Origin of the sequence: Massilia soli, from assembly GCF_016809835.1 — a bacterium.
In the GTDB taxonomy this organism is placed as follows: Bacteria; Pseudomonadota; Gammaproteobacteria; order Burkholderiales; family Burkholderiaceae_D; genus Telluria_A; species Telluria_A soli.
Genome location: NZ_JAFBIL020000001.1, coordinates 676,804 through 692,859, shown reverse-complemented (window position 1 = coordinate 692,859; position 16,056 = coordinate 676,804). Strand labels below are relative to the sequence as shown.

Annotated in this window: 11 protein-coding genes and 1 pseudogene; all 12 read right to left on the bottom strand. The window is 54.9% G+C overall.

The genetic code is table 11. From position 1 onward, the window contains the following. Positions 1 to 217 precede the first annotated feature (217 nt). The 12 genes and pseudogenes from I4X03_RS03195 to I4X03_RS03140 all read right to left on the bottom strand — a co-directional run bounded on the left by I4X03_RS03195 (position 218) and on the right by I4X03_RS03140 (position 15,960). A complete protein-coding gene (locus I4X03_RS03195; protein WP_223465500.1) occupies positions 218 to 745 on the bottom strand; it encodes an HAD domain-containing protein in 528 nt (175 codons plus the stop codon). 75 nt (positions 746 to 820) lie between these two features. Continuing rightward, positions 821 to 1,234 (bottom strand): hypothetical protein, encoded by a 414-nt coding sequence (locus I4X03_RS03190; RefSeq protein ID WP_223465498.1) that lies wholly within the window; start codon positions 1,232 to 1,234, stop codon positions 821 to 823. Next, positions 1,227 to 1,841 (bottom strand): hypothetical protein, encoded by a 615-nt coding sequence (locus I4X03_RS03185; RefSeq protein WP_223465496.1) that lies wholly within the window; start codon positions 1,839 to 1,841, stop codon positions 1,227 to 1,229. Before I4X03_RS03185 ends, I4X03_RS03190 begins: the two co-directional genes overlap by 8 nt. 222 nt (positions 1,842 to 2,063) lie before the next feature. Beyond that, positions 2,064 to 3,173 carry a TnsD family Tn7-like transposition protein gene (locus I4X03_RS03180; protein WP_223466238.1) on the bottom strand — a complete coding sequence of 370 codons (1,110 nt, stop codon included), beginning with the start codon at positions 3,171 to 3,173 and terminating at the stop codon, positions 2,064 to 2,066. A gap of 75 nt (positions 3,174 to 3,248) precedes the next feature. Further along, positions 3,249 to 3,752 (bottom strand): annotated as a pseudogene (locus I4X03_RS03175) (TniQ family protein); the annotation flags it as partial. After that, the gene (locus tag I4X03_RS03170) at positions 3,752 to 5,254 is read right to left on the bottom strand and encodes an ATP-binding protein (RefSeq protein WP_223465494.1); all 1,503 of its coding nucleotides are present in this window, start codon (positions 5,252 to 5,254) and stop codon (positions 3,752 to 3,754) included. The gene I4X03_RS03170 and the pseudogene I4X03_RS03175, both read right to left, overlap by 1 nt. Beyond that, the gene (locus I4X03_RS03165) at positions 5,251 to 7,431 is read right to left on the bottom strand and encodes a TnsB C-terminal domain-containing protein (RefSeq protein WP_223465492.1); all 2,181 of its coding nucleotides are present in this window, start codon (positions 7,429 to 7,431) and stop codon (positions 5,251 to 5,253) included. The genes I4X03_RS03170 and I4X03_RS03165 overlap by 4 nt, the downstream gene beginning before the upstream one ends. After that, a complete protein-coding gene (locus tag I4X03_RS03160) occupies positions 7,428 to 8,243 on the bottom strand; it encodes a TnsA endonuclease N-terminal domain-containing protein (protein WP_223465490.1) in 816 nt (271 codons plus the stop codon). Before I4X03_RS03160 ends, I4X03_RS03165 begins: the two co-directional genes overlap by 4 nt. 768 nt (positions 8,244 to 9,011) lie before the next feature. Beyond that, positions 9,012 to 9,722 (bottom strand): M48 family metallopeptidase, encoded by a 711-nt coding sequence (locus I4X03_RS03155; RefSeq protein ID WP_223465481.1) that lies wholly within the window; start codon positions 9,720 to 9,722, stop codon positions 9,012 to 9,014. A 2-nt stretch (positions 9,723 to 9,724) separates the two neighbouring features. Then, complete coding sequence (locus I4X03_RS03150; RefSeq protein ID WP_223465479.1) at positions 9,725 to 13,006, bottom strand: type I restriction endonuclease subunit R; 3,282 nt, start codon at positions 13,004 to 13,006, stop codon at positions 9,725 to 9,727. Positions 13,007 to 13,048: 42 nt separating this feature from the next. Next, positions 13,049 to 14,353: a restriction endonuclease subunit S gene (locus tag I4X03_RS03145; protein ID WP_223465477.1), complete on the bottom strand. Its 1,305-nt coding sequence runs from the start codon at positions 14,351 to 14,353 to the stop codon at positions 13,049 to 13,051. Continuing rightward, entirely contained in the window at positions 14,350 to 15,960 is a 1,611-nt protein-coding gene (locus I4X03_RS03140) for a type I restriction-modification system subunit M (RefSeq protein ID WP_223465474.1), read from the bottom strand. The genes I4X03_RS03145 and I4X03_RS03140 overlap by 4 nt, the downstream gene beginning before the upstream one ends. Between the last annotated feature and the right edge of the window lie 96 nt (positions 15,961 to 16,056).

Sequence of the window (16,056 nt, the reverse complement as noted above, 5' to 3'; positions counted from 1 at the left end):
GAATGACTGCATCCTTGTGGACGTTGTCCCGACATGCGGTCGCCGGAACCACGTCTTCCCTGACTTCGTGCGCGCCTCCGCTATACGACGAGCTTCAGTGTCAACTTTAATTTTGCGTCAACTTTCGTTTCGCATCAGCACGAGCTTCAGCTTCGCCGATTTGCCGTTCAAGTACCATTGCCATCGTTCCGGGGCACCTGACAAGAAGACTGATTCGTCATCGGAATCTCTCCAACATTTTTCTGATATTCTCCTGCACAGTTCGGTCACTTATGCCGGTTCGGTCATCAGTCAACACTAACTTATCTTTGTGCGCATCGGGCCAGCCAAGGCCATCGTTGTCAATGGCAAACCAACTCGCCGGGTCACGACGATGAACGTCGGCGAGGACCTGCGCGCCCCGAGACATATTATCAAAATCGAATTTTTGAATTTCACGGTTGTGGTACGTGGCACCTACAACGCGCGCCTGCAGCGCTGGCGATAATTCACGCTTGGCGAACTCGAAACTCTTGACTCGTACCCACGACGTCGATAGGACAATCCTCACATCAGGGTAGGGGAGGAGGAGTTTTTCGAGGACCGGCATCCACTCGAACAACGTGCGACCAGGCTGCCGGATGTGGATGCCAATCTTTGAGTTCCAGTAAACTGAATCGTCATGCAAGACACCATCAAAGTCGAGGTAGCAAACCTTTAGCCCACCACCGCCTCGCGGTGTCTTTGATTCACATCCTTGCTGCATAGCGCCCCCTTCCACAGGGTTACCAACGTTTAACTTGCCTAAGTTGAGGAGTTCCCCTCTGTCTCGTCGAAAGCGTCACTTTAAATCTTCTTGAGCGGATGCAACAGACGACGGCGCAGGCCAGTTTAAAAGCTCAGCAGTCCGCCGAATGACCCACTTGGCCTCCGCTTCTGAAGTCCAGTGGGTGGCGATGAGGCGCGGCAGGTACTGGTCTAATATTTCCGCCTCGGTCAAATGCGAACGCTTGCCCGCTTTCGATTCGAGTGACTTCGTAGCAAGCTGTTGTGCCAAGTCTTCACATACGGTCCATCGCTCGAATACTTCGGGCGGACTACTGCCAGGCGCGTAGAACCGCCCGTTGTAATGCGAAGCCAACAATTTTGGCTGTGCCCCTGGTAGCGCGCCAAGGCGAACAGGGCGTGGGAAGTTTGAAGGAACCTGTGCGTATGCTTCCTCATCCGAAATAGACGAATTCACTTTGTCAACCATTAGCTCCTCCGCGAAATTGCAGTTGTGATGCCGCATGGTGAACGTCGCTGGCAACTTGAGGCATCCAAGTAGGAACGTCGTAAATCGCCGTCCCGATACGAAGCATCATGGGCGTAGTAGGAAGCTCGAACCGAATATCAACCGACATCAACTCCGCTGCCAGCAAACCCCCGTGCATTTCCACGCCCCATGCCCAGCCTTGTATGCTTGCCTTTGGCAGCGTCAGTCCAAGACGGCCCTGATGAGCGTGGCGGAGTACGCTCGTCCAAGAGCGCCGTGCGTCATCGCAAAGAGAAAGCCACGCCAGGCGCCGAAGGAGCAGGTCGCTTGGCTGGGAAGATGCGAGCTTCCGACTTGCCGAGCATTCTATGAAATCGCCCCTGTCCTTGGCCGCGCTGACATGAATATCCAAACCGTTCGGAGTCATCAAAATTGAGCCGGCCCGCTTTGACCAGTACCAAAGTGCCCGAATAAGCAGCATCGCAGGAACGTAGATAGGACCTTGCTCTGTATCGACGATATAGACCGCGTGTTCAGAACGTCGCGCGGCGGGAAGAATGTGTCCTATGAACCTTCCTGGCTCGATGAGTGCTGACAGATTGGACATATCCCCTATATCAAATTTAAGGTTACTCCCAACTAAACGCTTGAAGGGACTCAGGGATGGTTCGAAGCTCCGCGATGTCAGCAAAAAATCACGTAGGACTGGTACCTCCGCCCAGCGTAGCCCTTCCGGAACAAGTGCACGCAACTCCATACCGCTTCGCGCACGCGCCCACCCAACAACCCATCCAACACTTGAACTTGTGGCCATGCTCATTTGCATCCCTTAGTTTTTATCTTGCGAAAAAATGCTAGCCGAAACGGCGGCGGCAAGTAATGCCGCGCCACCGTCGGCGAATCTTGCAGCATTAATGCCGGCTCGACGTAGCGCTGCCGATGGTGATAGTGGCCTTCCACTTGTCCGCTGTTTCGAAACCTCAGCTGTAAGTCTCCGTAGATGAAAATCGGGGACGCCCTCGCACATGGCGTTAAGGGTCGCAACTGTCCTTGGAAGCTTGTCGCCATAATGGTGAACAAGTGCGCGAAGTTCCAAATTGGCGAGCACGCGATTTTTCGACGCTCTAAGAGGAGGGCAGCGACTTCTCAATGAAGCTACCTCGGCCAGAACGGTTTCGCTCAGCTTATGGTCTCGAGTGGCCCAACAAACGCGAGCGCTGTTCCTACCGTTGTTTGCCGCCAACCGTAACGGCCCATGAGTCATCAGCCACTGCCGGTCCGCTCGATAAAGGCGAGCGTAGAGCGACGGGTCCAACCGTCTTAGCTCCGTTCGGGATGCGTTTGGATTTTCCCTCCTTAAGCCCAACCATGCGCCCTGGTCCCGCTCATCTTGTTGGACGCCGCGCCGCGGCTCCGATACGGGGAGTGAAGAAAGCATTCGCTCGGCCGTCTTCCAGTCCACACCTAGCTTTGCCGCGACAGCGTTCGTCGAGAATCCACGGTCGGCGAGCTCTCGCGCTTCCGCACGACGGTGCTCTACACGGTATATGCCCCATGTCTTTTCCTTCTGTGGAACAGCGGACTCCAGAAGCCTACGCGGGTGGCGTTCGATAAAAAGCGAAATCGTTAGGTGCTTCAGAGGATGCAGAGCGCGGCGCGGCTTGCGCACAATCTCGTCAATCCAGCCGACGCGATTCCCATCAAGTCGCGGCTTAAAAAAATACTTCAGAAGACCTTCGCCGTAAAATCGCTCGAAATCCGCTTTCAACCCGGCCGTTCCTTCGTGCCGCCCCACGTAACCTAAAAGCTTGAGCGCAGGGCGATAGTCATAAACTTGGTCCGCCACGGGCGAATCTAAAAGCGCGACAGATGCCTTCGCCAACTGCCATTCGGCTCCATATTCTGGAGGTGACATGTAGTCTATGACGTTATCCAGCATGCGAGGATGTGCTGCTATATGTTCATGTCGTCCCTTCGGTCTAAAGGGAAACTGACAAACGCTCAACGGAAGCCCGTGTCTAGCGCATACCAGTACTCCCGGCAGGTGATGGGACCGCCGCCAATAGGTCTCACCATAAACTGACATGTCGTCAGCTGTACATGCAGCGCAGAGGTGAAATTTGGAAGGCGCGATAACGTTGCTCGCACAGATTCCCAGACTTAAGTGCAGGTTGCTTGATGAAACTTGCATTTTGATGAGTACCTGCCGCCGCTGCTCTACCGAGCGAAAATGTGTGTAGTAGCCGACAAGGGTGTGACGGAGCGCCAGCTGCGTTGTGGTTATGCCCCAAACGCCATTTGAGACTTCTTCAAGTAACCCCAGCGAACCTGGTAAGTCCGGGCACGCAAGGATGCCTTGGTGGCCGTAAATCTCCCTAGACAAGGACTTTGGACCCCACTGTCCTAGATACTTAGCCGAGCGAGCGATGGCGCTGTATAAGAGCTCGTCGGGAAGTGGCTGCGGTAGGCCCACAATCGCCCGATTGCGTACAGCTGTGCGGCTTTCGATAGCACTCATTAAGAAGATTCCTCCGACATTCTGAAGTACGCAGAGAGCGCAGCTTTCGTAATGGCCTGGACGGTCTGTTGCGAACCGTCGAGCACGTGCACAACGAGCTTTCGCGCGTCTGGTTCGGTCAATCCAAGGGTGGAACGGACATTAGCCGTAGCCCGCGCGGTCAACGACGAGGCCTCCGCAGTCGGATTTTTTTCCGGCTGCCCATGGGTGATAAGCCGCTGCTCTTTCTCAATCAACTCCTCAATATCGTAACCAAGAGCATCTTCGAACTTTTTCAAACGGTTAGGGTCCTTCGAGCGCAACGCGTTCAAAAACGATTGGAGAGGTTCAAACTCAGTTCTGGCAACAGTCTTGAACAGCTTTGAGTTGAGTGACTCAACGTTGTTCCTCAGCGCATAAAGCTGCGCAATCAAGAACATGTCAACCACGAAGGCATTGACACCCTGGGTCTCGTCGAATATCACCTGTGCCATTTCGGAAGTAAGCTCTCCCGGATTTCGCAACCACTGGTATTCCCATATGTTTTGAAGGAGCTGTAAGAATTCAGGTCCCATTTCCATCGGCCGCCAGGTCGCACTCCCCGTGATGGCATTGCGCCGTGAGTGACGGACATCCAGCTGCAAAACGGACCGCGCCTTGAACGTGCCCATCATTACAACAGGGAGTCGCAACTCATTAACAAGCTCTTGAAACCAGTTCAGCATCTCCTCACGACCGCCACTTTTCTTAATGCTGAGGTTCTGAAGTTCGTCGAGCACCAGGAGACCCAAGCTGTAAGTTAAAGCGAGATGATTGACCTTGTTGGTGAGGAAACTGGTGGTAATGTTGCTAGATTTATCGGGTGCATGACGAGTTCCCAGCACACGGTCAAATCCTCTTAGGATGCTGAGAGCAAGTTCCTTAACGCTGCCATCCTTCGGACATTCAACTTTTAACCAGACTATCTGGAACAAATTGTGAGACGGATGCAGGATGTACTGCGGATAGGCATTGAGAATAGACTCCATCGTTGTGCTCTTACCCAAGCCAGAAGCACCGACCAGCGAGTAGCTACAGATGGGTTGATTCTCCGCAAAAACTATCCTTTGGTGCCCCCTGGAGGCTTGCGCTCGCTCATATGATTTCTGCAGAGCTGACGCTCTTTCGGGCAACAATGGGTTCCGCTTTCGATACCCCCATCGAATCAGCTGGTCAATCCTTCGCGCAACGGATAAATGCCTTGCGCTCGGAATGAACGCGTTCTTTAACTCAGCAACACAATATGAACGCAAGTACGCCTCCAATTCCAGATGACCTTCATCGAATGTCGGCAAGGACAGCAATTGCTCAAGCCACCCCGTGTCGTCTTTGATTGCTGGAAGTGCCTCAATGAGTGGATTGCCGAGTTCTGAAGGTAGTGTCGCCGCCAGGTACACGGCGTGAATGGGCACCACCCCGAAACTGTATGGCGAGCCAATAAGGGCTTCGGGTGCAGCGGTTTTTTTGGGGGGGAGGGAACTCATGTGTTTGCCTTCCTGCGAAGCGTCCGGCTCTCAATGAGTTGCCGAACAGCGATTAGGGTTTGGTCCTCTTCCACAGACGGAACGAGCATTTCCGCACGGACCGCTGCGCCGAAAATTTCTCCGCCAGTCAGGGTGGAAATCACCTCCTCGGTCAACGCACCGATTTCGTCGGCACGATTATCGCGGACCGCTCTCAGTCTCTCTGCCTTCGACAGTGATTTGTCGACCTGCTCTGCTGAGCGACGCCGCGCCTCTTTTACTGTGTCATGTATTTGTTTTTCCAGGGATGCCTGGGTGGGCTGGTTTTCCCACTTAGCAGCGGCATTGGTCCTGTCGGCGTGTCCTTGAAGAGCCATTACTTCACTTAATGAATATCCTTTAAAGCGATTGCACCGCTGCGTGAGTTCAACGTGATAAGTAGCTACACGGTCTTCGTCGCGTATAACTACCGCTGTGGTCATCTCCGATGGGTGGTATGCAACCTCCAACTCCCGCCGCTCAATAAAGGATTTTGCAAACCAGGGTTGCGAAACGAGGTCGACGCCCATGTAGAACAGACCTCTCGTGAGATGAAGTGCCTTGCGGTTAAGCCTTGTTTTTCCTCGGGGCCAGAGGTAACGCACCAAGTGAGCCTCATCGTACTGACGGGCGTCACATCGTAGATTTTTCGCTCCCCAATTCCAAAGCTCTACTGGAACAAACGGAACTCCCGCTGCAACTACCTCGGGCCACCCCTCGTAATCACGGACTACGCGCAAGTTCGTGTGGAGCACTGCTAGGACCATTGCCCGGGTAATCTCGAACACATCCATAGCGCTGCGTAGTGCAGGAGGCTCGGCTCCTCGACCGAGAAACTCCTTGTCGACATACCCTGGCAGGTAGGGACCAAATTTCGTCTGCAAAGTTCCGAAAACGCGCTCGGCCACACCCTTTGCATCACCGGCGTAGGGACGGGAATTTTCCACGTCGATTGAGAATCCCTCCGAAAGCGCATCTGCCTGAGAGGAAGTGAGCTCTCCCCGGTCGCCCATGAGGTGCACGGGCATGTGAGCAGTTGGCCAACTCTCGGCTGAGATATCTACGTTGTATTTAGCGCAAAACGCCACTTTGTCGATTGAACAGTTCCAAAGGGCGAGCATTGCGCCTGTCCAGCATGGGGGCTCTAAACCAACGTACATGCCGACAATCATCCTTGAGAATTGGTCTACTACGACATATAGCGTCGGTCGTCCCACAATCCGATTGCGATTCAGGCGCGAAACGCAATAGACGTCGAGAACGGTCGCGTCGATGTAGTAGCGCGTGCCGGGGCCCCGTACCTCTTTCATGGTACCGGTCAACAACGGCTTGAATGCGAGGTCAAACCTGCGTTGCTGCATACGGTTCAACTGGCGCAGTTCGTAGGAGTGCTCAGCTTTCCAATGATATTGAAACTGTTCGAACGTCGGAACGGAATCGTAATTGCTCAGCACGACCTTCTGCTTTTTTTTACCTGTTTCGATAGATACATGCTCGGGATAACGAGTGATTAGCATCCACGAATACGCGCCTTCAAGCCCCTTGCCTGTCGTTCCTACGGGCGAGCGCGACCAAGCAATGCGCATGTTAGCTCTATGAAATTCAGTGGCAGCCACACCGACGCCTGGTTGCACCGTCCGCGGTCGGCCAGGCTTCGGTGAGCTGTTCGATGCGACACGACGTTCGCCAGGGCGCCCGCAGTTAGGGAAGTTCGAAACCAAGCTCCCCTTTCCCCCGCCGCGTTGCCAATACAGTCTCAGGGTTTTATAGAAAAACGGCTTAGAGGCTACTTTAGCGATGACAAGTCGCTTTGCTTCCTGCCCTCTGAACGACTCATCGAACAAAAGGTCGCCATGGACGGTGAGGCTCTGTATGAGCGACCATCGTCTTTCTACAATCGCATGTTCGCTGGGGGTGAGGGCGGCGAGGTTTATAGAGTCGCTCTGCTCATGAATAGATTTCAGCTCGAAGTTAGCTATCCGTTCCAACAGCTTCGTTTTTCCCACTACCTTCGGCATGGCACGTGCGTCGTTGATATCTATGACGACCGCATGGGTCGACTCGTTGTCGTTGGGTTTACCCGATGTGAGCTCAGCTAAAAGACGGATGACTGCGCCCGTCAACCGGTCTTCAAATAGCGTGTTCTTGACGAGAATCATTGGAGCGGCTCCTCGGAATTCTGAGCCAGTTCGAAGTCAGAAAGAAGCCTTCGCTCCAAGCCAAGAGTCCGACTGTAGTCGACAAGGATGCCGCCGCGAGCAATCAGATGCATAGCAATCGAAAATACGATTTGCGGGTCGCTCGCATGCGACAGCGCGATATGGGCGCATGCGCTTACGAGGTCTTCGGGACGCCGTTGTACGATTCTGTCCCTGATTGCTTGCGCTACTAACAGCACGTTCGTATGTCGGAAAAACGCGAGGTTTGAGATTTCGAAGTAGGTTCGGACCGAGTCGTAGTTCAGCACGAGTGCTTCATCGAAGAAATTCTCGTCAATGACGCGGAGTTGGAAGCCGTTGTCCTTCCAAAACGCCTCGGCGATTTGAATGAGCTCGCTATCTCTTTTGCTGAGCGTTGCCGGGGCATACTTGAACGTGTACGGTTCAATCAAATATTTTCCTTCAACTCGTCGAGTGATAAGGAAATCGACGGTCATCACATACGGCGTCCCATCCAGGGTGATGGGATGTTTGTACCCGAGCTTCATGGCCGCCCGCAGTGTTTGCAAACGGTCCATCGGAAATTGTTCACGAATATCGACCACACTAGGGTCGGCTTCGAATTTCAGAAACGACTTCCATTCTCCATCAGAGAGGAAGTGGTGGACACGGCGGGTCTTGATTCCGTAAGGACGATGAGACCGGCCAAGCGACGGTACGTCTTGAATCTGCAACCATGGTTTGTATGTCGGTCCTTGACCTTGGCCGCGACCTTGCGCAATGAACTTCTGGACGCGTTGTTCATCGAACACGTATCTCCTCCGCGCCATCATTGCACCTCAAGAAAACTAGGGCGCGGCCGGGTGGACGTTAGCCTGACCCAGCGCACAAGGGAACACTGTCCAGCACGATTGCGGTCGGCAATGCGGGGTTGTGGAGGGGCTACGTGGGAAACGTGAAAGCGCACCGATACCCCAAGGTATCGCGGGAGGAAGGCTAACGAGAAGAAAGGAAATTTGCGATGGCAAGCCATGAGCACTCCTGAAGAAGCATTAGCTCCTCCGCAGAGCGCTCCGGGACAGCAGTTGCCGGTGCGCGATTCGCGGCCGAATGGCCGCCAGCCTCAATCAGCTGTTAAATTTTAAATGGGAACTCAACATCAGGTCGTTTTTGCCATAAGCCGTTGGGCCTTTGCTGCGGCAGGGGACCTACTCCTATTCCCAGCTAAATCGTAACACAGGGAACTGCCGCTAGCAAATCGTTGCAGAGCGGTACATTTGCCATGTCCGCAGACCCGTCGAGCTTCATTATGCGATGTAATTCCGCTCTCAACGCTTAGCCGGATAGCCAACACAGCAGTGATGCACAAGCTGCCTTTTCTTGCCTAGGAGAATTATACCGGCGGCAGATAATTCGGTATAACGCGAAAGCGGTTGCGCGTTGTCACGGGCGCTGGGGCTCGGCAGAGAACTGCTGGATAACGCGGTCTCGCCGGATTAGCGCGCAAACACTCGGCGTGTTGGACCGACCAAGCCAGCGGCCAGTCGCATTCCAATGCTTTTCAACCATCCCTTTTGATGTCAAATCGCATCTCCATAAAGTGTGTGTTCCAACGCCTCATGTTGCCGCTGCCAATCGGGCATGTGTCGAGCGAGCAAGGCCCAGAACGCCCTTGTGTGGTTCTTTTCCACGGTGTGGCAGAGCTCGTGAAGAATCACATAGTCTTGAACGCTCGAGGAAAGCTCCATTACCCTTGGATGAAACTCCAGCACATCCTGCGCATTGCAGCTGGCCCATCGGCTCTGGAAATAGCGCACACGAACACCTTGCGCCTTCAAGTCAGTCTGGCGCTCCCAATGACGAACCCGCGACGGCAGCTTGTCATGTGCGCGGTCACGATAGAAACTCTCCAGTACGGGCATCAGTGCATCGGGCTGAATACTGATGCCATTTGGATTCTCGACTACGAAACGCGATGCGGTAAAGGTTAGGCGGGGTTTGGACAGGTCCGGACAATGTCGCACCTCGGTGAAGTATGTCCGGCCGCAGTAGCGTAGCCGGCTTCCCGTGGTGATGGCCTCGGCGCTCTGTGGCATGTTTACCAATGCCAGCTTTTCCCGTATCCAACGGGCACGACGGCGCACTAGGGTCTCTTGTAGTGCCTCGTCCACTATCGGCCCACGCAACAACACGGACTGCCCCCGCTCCACGGTGACGTAATGGCGCTTCAGCTTGGTATCGGGTTGAAAGCGCCATTCGATGATGGTCTGGCCGTATTGCAAAACGGGCATGGTCAGTTCTTGAGCAGAATATCCAGGATGCGGCTTGCGTGGTCGCGCGCGACCGAGCGCTCCCAACCGCCCAAGGGCATCAACAACTTGCGCAGCAAGTCGCGGACTTCCGGGTGGAGGTCATGCATCAGTTTCCAGTTGGCCGCAGCAATTGCGCTACTTAGGCGGACATCTTGGAACAGCTTGGTAGTTGCCACCCTGGCTGTTTCATCCGCCAATAAGGCGGCCAAGTAGTGATACACGGCTGAATGCGCCGGATGAGAGAAGCCGGTATTGTCCTTGTCTTTGATACGTTGACCAAACAGGTCGAGCTGCTCCAGAAACTGGGCCTGACTGATGCGGCCGGCGGCTTCTTCCGCCAGCAGCTTTTCCAGTTCCTCGGCCAGCTTGTCGAAGAAGGCTGGGTCTTTGTCTCTGCCGGTGACAATGGTATGCTTCAACTGGTTTTTCATCACCAGCGCCTGACTACCCGGGCTCGCCAGTTTCCGAAGACGGGCCATATCGCTGGCATCCAGAATCGAAACCTCCTTGCCCAGCAGACTTTTGGCCGGGCTCGCGGCGATATACTCATCCAGCAGTTGCTGCAAAAGTACAGACTCTAGCTTTGTGATGCGCTCGCGGTAGGTGTTGCCCGGCAGCTTGTCACGCAGCATGAGGCGGATTTCCGCGAACAGCGTGAAGTACGGCTTGAAGGGTACGCCACGCGCATCGGGCAAGATGATGTCGATGCTGCGGTTAAACTGCTTGACCAACTCCAGGAAGTCTTCTACCGCGTCCAGCCTACTTGACGGGTCAAGGAAGCGCTCAGCATCATCCTTGTAATCCTCGCGCTGCCCGGCCGGGTCGTGCGTTTTCGGCAGAAGTTTAAGAATACGGTCGAGTGTCGCTTGCAGCTTCGGTAATTCGGTCTCGACGCCTTCCCACACTTGGGCTGGCTGCACTGCACCACCGTAGACTTTCAGCGCATGGTCGAGGTGTTCCACCACCCCATGGTAATCGACGATATAGCCCGCATTCTTACCCGCCATGGTGCGGTTGACCCGAGCAATCGCTTGCAACAGCGTGTGTTCCTTCAATGGCTTGTCGAGGTACATGGTTCCGACAATCGGCGCGTCCCATCCCGTCAACAGCATATCCGAAACGATGATGAGGCCCACATTATTCCCCTGGGGCAGACCGTCCCGGCCCTTGGTCTCGTCGCCATAAGGAAGCGGGAACAACTTGCTGACGAAGTTCGCCACTTGTTCCGCGGGTACGGCAACCGGTGGTTTGCCGTCACGCAGCTCTGCCCGGATACGTTCTTCGATGGTCTGAATCTGTTCCCGGCCCAACTTGTACTCGGCGGCGGCTTCCTGCACCGAAAGGCCGGTGCGTGACGCGGTCGCACTCGCTAGCGAGATGACAACTCGACTTTCGAAGGTCGGCAAGCCGTTGGCTTTCCGTTCTTCCATCAATCCGTCCAGCAAATCTTTGTAGCGCACAGCCATGTCGCGGCCGTCGCAGACCAGCATAGCCTTCAGCCCTTTGGCCTGGACGTTAGCGACAAAGTTTTCGAGCAGATGGGCTGCGACCTGTTCCATACGGTCGCCAGCCTGCCTCCACCGGGCCAGCAACGCTTTTTTTAGGGCTTGCTGTCGTCCCTCCACTTCGTTGTCGAACTGGTCCTTGAACGCCTGGTCCAGCTGCGCATCGGGGGTCAAGTCCACCCAGGCGTCCTGATACTTTATGGGCAGGGTCGCGCCATCGGCCACAGCCTCATGCAAGCGGTATTCGTCGATGTACGCGTCCCCGCCAAACTCGGCCAGCGTGTGCTTGTCGTCGTTGAGCAGCGGTGTGCCAGTGAAGGCAATAAATTTGGCGTTGGGCAAACTCGCGCGCATGAATGCGGCCAGGAAGTCGTACTGGCTGCGGTGTGCTTCATCGACCAGCACATAGAAATTCGGCTTTGCGCTCAGCACCCTGAAGTTGACCTGCTCCCGGCTCACCTCTTCCCACTGGGCGTCCTGCATTACCCCGTCGTTGTCAAACTGACCGAAGCATACATTGCGTTCCCCCACAATGAAGAAGTCCTTACCCTCGCGCACGCGCCGATATCGCGTTGGTTCAAGGGTGGTGGCGTCCGCATCCGAAGAGGCCTCGGCGGGGGCGTCCGACTGTTCGTTCTCCTGAAACTTTTGTACCGTGCTGGTGAAGATACTGCCGTAGTCATTGCCCAGCAACTTAAACAAACCATCCACCGACACGGCCTGAATCGCCTTAATGCCGACGGCGTGAAAGGTATCGAAGATTTGCTTGTCGAGGTCTTTGCGGTCGGTGAGTACCAGCACGGTCGGGTTGTTCAGTCCCGTGCTATCGGCCCGCAGCATCCGGGCCAGCAGCGCCATGGTCAGCGATTTGCCGCTGCCCTGCGTGTGCCACACCACGCCGCCGATGGGCTTGGGCGCCGCCAGCCGGGCGATGGTTTTGCGCACCGCGCGCCATTGTTGGTAACGCGGCAGCTTCTTGACCGTCTTGCCATCGCGTGTTTCGAACAGCACGAAATGGGTAACCAACTCCACAAGACGGCTGGGCTCAAAAAGTGCCCACAACAACTGGTCTTGTGCGCTCGGGTCCGCCCCTAGCACACTGGAAACTGTCGCCATTTCGGTGTCCTGCAAGCGGTAACGTGCGTAGAACGCTGGCTTGGTGAGGATGGCACCGTACAAACCCTCGCGCCGGTTCAGGCCCACGCAGACCTGATTGAATACAAACTGCGCTGGAAAACTCGCTTGATATCCGTCCAGTTGCGCCAATGCTTCATCCAGCCGATGATGACTGGCCTTGCATTCGATAATCGCCAGCGGCAGGCCGTTGATGAACAACAGCAGGTCAGGGCGAAATACGTCACCGTTAGCATTCCTTCCCACATACTGGTCCACTACGCAGAAGTCGTTATTGGCCGCCGAGGTCGAGTCGAGGAAACGCACGCTCCGAGGTTTGCCGTCGGCACCCTTAACCTGGATGTCGGAGCGGTGTATGACCTGTTCCCAAAACAATCTATTCGCGGGCATCAGGTCGTCGTTCACCCGCTTACGTAGCTCAATTAGCGCCGCATCGACGCCGCCAGGTGCGACGCTCAACCAAGGGTTCAGAATTAGGAGTCTGGGACGGAGTATGGTTTCGAGTATCGGGGCAAGGTGGCGGTGTTCGACCTGAAACTTATTGCCGGGGAGATGAGTGTAACCCAGCTTGACCAGCAAATTGATTGCTGGGATTTCGACACCCACTTTCTCTGCGCCCCCCATATGCTCTTCCTCTTTTTCTTGTGATTGTGCCCGTTCGGGCAATTATTGCTTTGACACGTTGACCCGCCATTCTCCAGTAAGGAGCTTTTGCATCAAGCCACGTTTGAGAGTTTCAACATTTGTCCGTCTCAATTCAAGCGCTTCAAGTTTGGCGTCGACCCCATCAAGAATTTGACTAATCTTTTGCTGCTCAATTAGCGGTGGCAAAGGTATGGTGATGTTAGCCAATGCACCCAACCCAAGCGTTTTGTTTCGACCAGCTCCTCCGGGAGAGGCCAGCGTAAGTGAGGCAATTCCTGAAGGTGTAGTCAGATATCTGAATACATAAGAGGTATCAGCTTGAGACTTGTTCACGACGCAGGTCATATATCGGTGTGAACCAAATCGTCCGTCATCTTCACGCTTTGCTACCGCCACAGCACCTTCCCACGCAAATACGTTTGAAAACAGAAGGTCGCCAGCTTTGATTTCAAATAGCCGCTTGTTGCCTACCTCTTTGCCAAGAAGTGCTGGCTTATGAAATGTTCCCTTGCCATAGGAACGCAGTCCAACCTCTGGGTAGGCGGAGTCAGGATTGATATCAACGGGACGCCTAATCAACGGCGCTATGTCGCCAAGCCGTCTTACATTCCACACGGCAGGTATATCTAGCGACGATTTGTTTATGAACTCAGTATGTGGCACCCAGCGGCCATCGGCGTTTTGGATGCCAACGCCCCGGCTGAACAGAGTCTGCATCAGCCCGCGTTTGAGACTCTGCGTGGCCACAATCTGGCGGGCGATGATGTTCAGCTTGTCGTCCACGGCCGTGAGAATGGCAGCGATTTTTTGTTGTTCGGGGATTGGTGGAAGACCAATAGGGACTGATTTAATGATTGACAAATTGAGGCCACCCCGTCCACCTTCACCAGACGACAGTGAGCGCAACTCCTTGTATCGCCAATCAAGATTGTGGAAAAGAAAGTCTGTCTCAAACTGGTCAGACGGATAAATGGCAGCCAGTGACTGGTTAGTCGCGACTTCCGATTCCAGGACAGCCACACATCCCCTCGTCTTACCTTGTCCAGCCAACGCCATGACAATTGACTTTTTGGGGAAGATTTTTGCTGCCGAGTTCTTCAGTCCAAGGTATGAAATTTTCTTCTCGGTCGAATGGATTCTCCGCAAGCGAACCTCGCCAGAACTCATCCATGGCACCTCTGGTGGATTCCAATACTCCTCATTGCCGGTAGCAGGCGTGCCGCCTGCACTGACCTCTGTCATCTCTCCGATTTGCGTCGCTTTCCACTCAGTGGGAATCCAGCCGCATGCGGTTTCCTGATATCCGGATTTACCCAACAGGCTCATACTCCGGCCTCCAGCAACCCTAGTTCAGCCAGATAGTCATTTAACCGCGCGTCAATCTGCGCCTGTTCCTCGGTCAGTGCTGCCAGTTGCGCCAAGGTCGCGACCACATCGACGGCTTCCTCGGTCTCACCGTTGTCGATGTAGCGCGTGATGTTCAGGTTGCCGTCGTTGCTGCGGATTTCGTCCAGCGTCACCACCCGGCAGTAGTTCTCCACCTCCGTCTGCTGGTCGAACGCAGCCGTGTGGGTGCTAACGATGCGGTTAATGTCTTCAACGCGCAGGCTGTTCTGAACCTTGTCATTACCAAAGTCAGCACTTGCATCAATGATGACTACCTTGCCCTTAAGTGCGGGCGGTTTCTGCTTGTTGAGAACTAGCACACAGGCCGGAATGGGGGTGTTGTAGAAGAGCGCCGGGGGCAGGCCAATGATGGCTTCAATGAGGTCGCCGGGCTGGTTGCCGTCGGCGGCATCGGTGCCGAACAGCAGCCCCTCACGAATCTTGCCTTCTTCGCCGCTACGGAACAGTACGCCATGCGGCAGAATAATGCCCATGCGGCCGTCGGCCTTCAGGCTGGCCAGCATGTGCTGGGCAAAAGCGAGGTCGGCATAACCGCGCGGCGGGATGCCATAGACAAAGCGGCCATAGGGGTCGCTGACTTGTTTATAGCTGGGTGCTTTGGGCTTCTTATCGCTGTTCTGCTCTGCTTCATTGGCCAGTTCCAGCGGTGCCCACCAGGATTTAGCCGAGAACGGAGGATTCGCAATCACGCGGTCGAAGGTCTTGAGGTAATCGCCATCCAGATGCTTGGGTTCGACTAGCGTATCGCCGCGCTCAATCTCGGCGCGCATATTGTGCAGGTAGAGATTTAGCTTGGCGATAGCCCAGGTGCCAAGGTTCTTCTCTTGGCCAAACAACAGCACATTCGGTTTGCCCATGATGGTACCGTCGGGCAGACTGGCAACATGATGGGCGCTTTCCACCAGCATGCCGCCACTGCCGCAGGTTGGGTCATACACCGAATGACCCGGTTGCGGGTCGATGAGTTCGACAACCAGTTGCACCACGGTTTTGGGCGTGTAAAACTCGCCACCCTTCTTGCCGGCGTCGTCAGCAAACTGCTTGATGAGGTACTCGTAGGCGTCACCCAGCATGTCCGACTTGTACAAGTCGGCGTTACCGAGCTTGTACTGGTTGAAGTGGCGCAGAAGTCGCTGCAGGGTAGCGTCGGACAGAACACGCTTGTCGCCATACTGGGTGGCGGTCAGCACGTGCTGCAGTTCGGGGTTGTTGGCTTCGATGGTAGCGAAGGCTTTGTCCAGCGCCTCGCCGATGTTCTCAGTTCGAGCAATTAATTCGTGCCAACGAGCGCTGATGGGGAAGCGTCCCCACTTGTCTTCGACCTCTTCCTCGGCTTCTTTGCCGGTCAGGCCCTCATCCTTCACCAACTGGGCGATGCGCTCTTCGAAAACATCGTTGAAACGCTTTAGGAACAAGAGGCCGAAGATGTAGTTCTTGAAGTCAGATGAGTCGATGGAACCGCGCAAGATATTTGCGGATTCCCAAAGCCATGATTCGAGGGCTTCGAGGGTGAGTTGATTTGCCATTGCTACCTAAAAGTCCGTCGGCTCCGACAACTTATCGGCGCCGGCCAAAGTGAAAAAGGCCGGGAAACCGGCCTTGTGGGTGGGGCAAATTGTACA

Coding starts and splice junctions, on each gene's coding strand:
- I4X03_RS03195 (WP_223465500.1), bottom strand. CDS start 745: ATGCAGCAAGGATGTGAATCAAAGACACCGCGAGGCGGTGGTGGGCTA.
- I4X03_RS03190 (WP_223465498.1), bottom strand. CDS start 1,234: ATGGTTGACAAAGTGAATTCGTCTATTTCGGATGAGGAAGCATACGCA.
- I4X03_RS03185 (WP_223465496.1), bottom strand. CDS start 1,841: ATGTCCAATCTGTCAGCACTCATCGAGCCAGGAAGGTTCATAGGACAC.
- I4X03_RS03180 (WP_223466238.1), bottom strand. CDS start 3,173: ATGCTGGATAACGTCATAGACTACATGTCACCTCCAGAATATGGAGCC.
- I4X03_RS03170 (WP_223465494.1), bottom strand. CDS start 5,254: ATGAGTTCCCTCCCCCCCAAAAAAACCGCTGCACCCGAAGCCCTTATT.
- I4X03_RS03165 (WP_223465492.1), bottom strand. CDS start 7,431: ATGATTCTCGTCAAGAACACGCTATTTGAAGACCGGTTGACGGGCGCA.
- I4X03_RS03155 (WP_223465481.1), bottom strand. CDS start 9,722: ATGCCCGTTTTGCAATACGGCCAGACCATCATCGAATGGCGCTTTCAA.
- I4X03_RS03150 (WP_223465479.1), bottom strand. CDS start 13,006: ATGGGGGGCGCAGAGAAAGTGGGTGTCGAAATCCCAGCAATCAATTTG.
- I4X03_RS03145 (WP_223465477.1), bottom strand. CDS start 14,353: ATGAGCCTGTTGGGTAAATCCGGATATCAGGAAACCGCATGCGGCTGG.
- I4X03_RS03140 (WP_223465474.1), bottom strand. CDS start 15,960: ATGGCAAATCAACTCACCCTCGAAGCCCTCGAATCATGGCTTTGGGAA.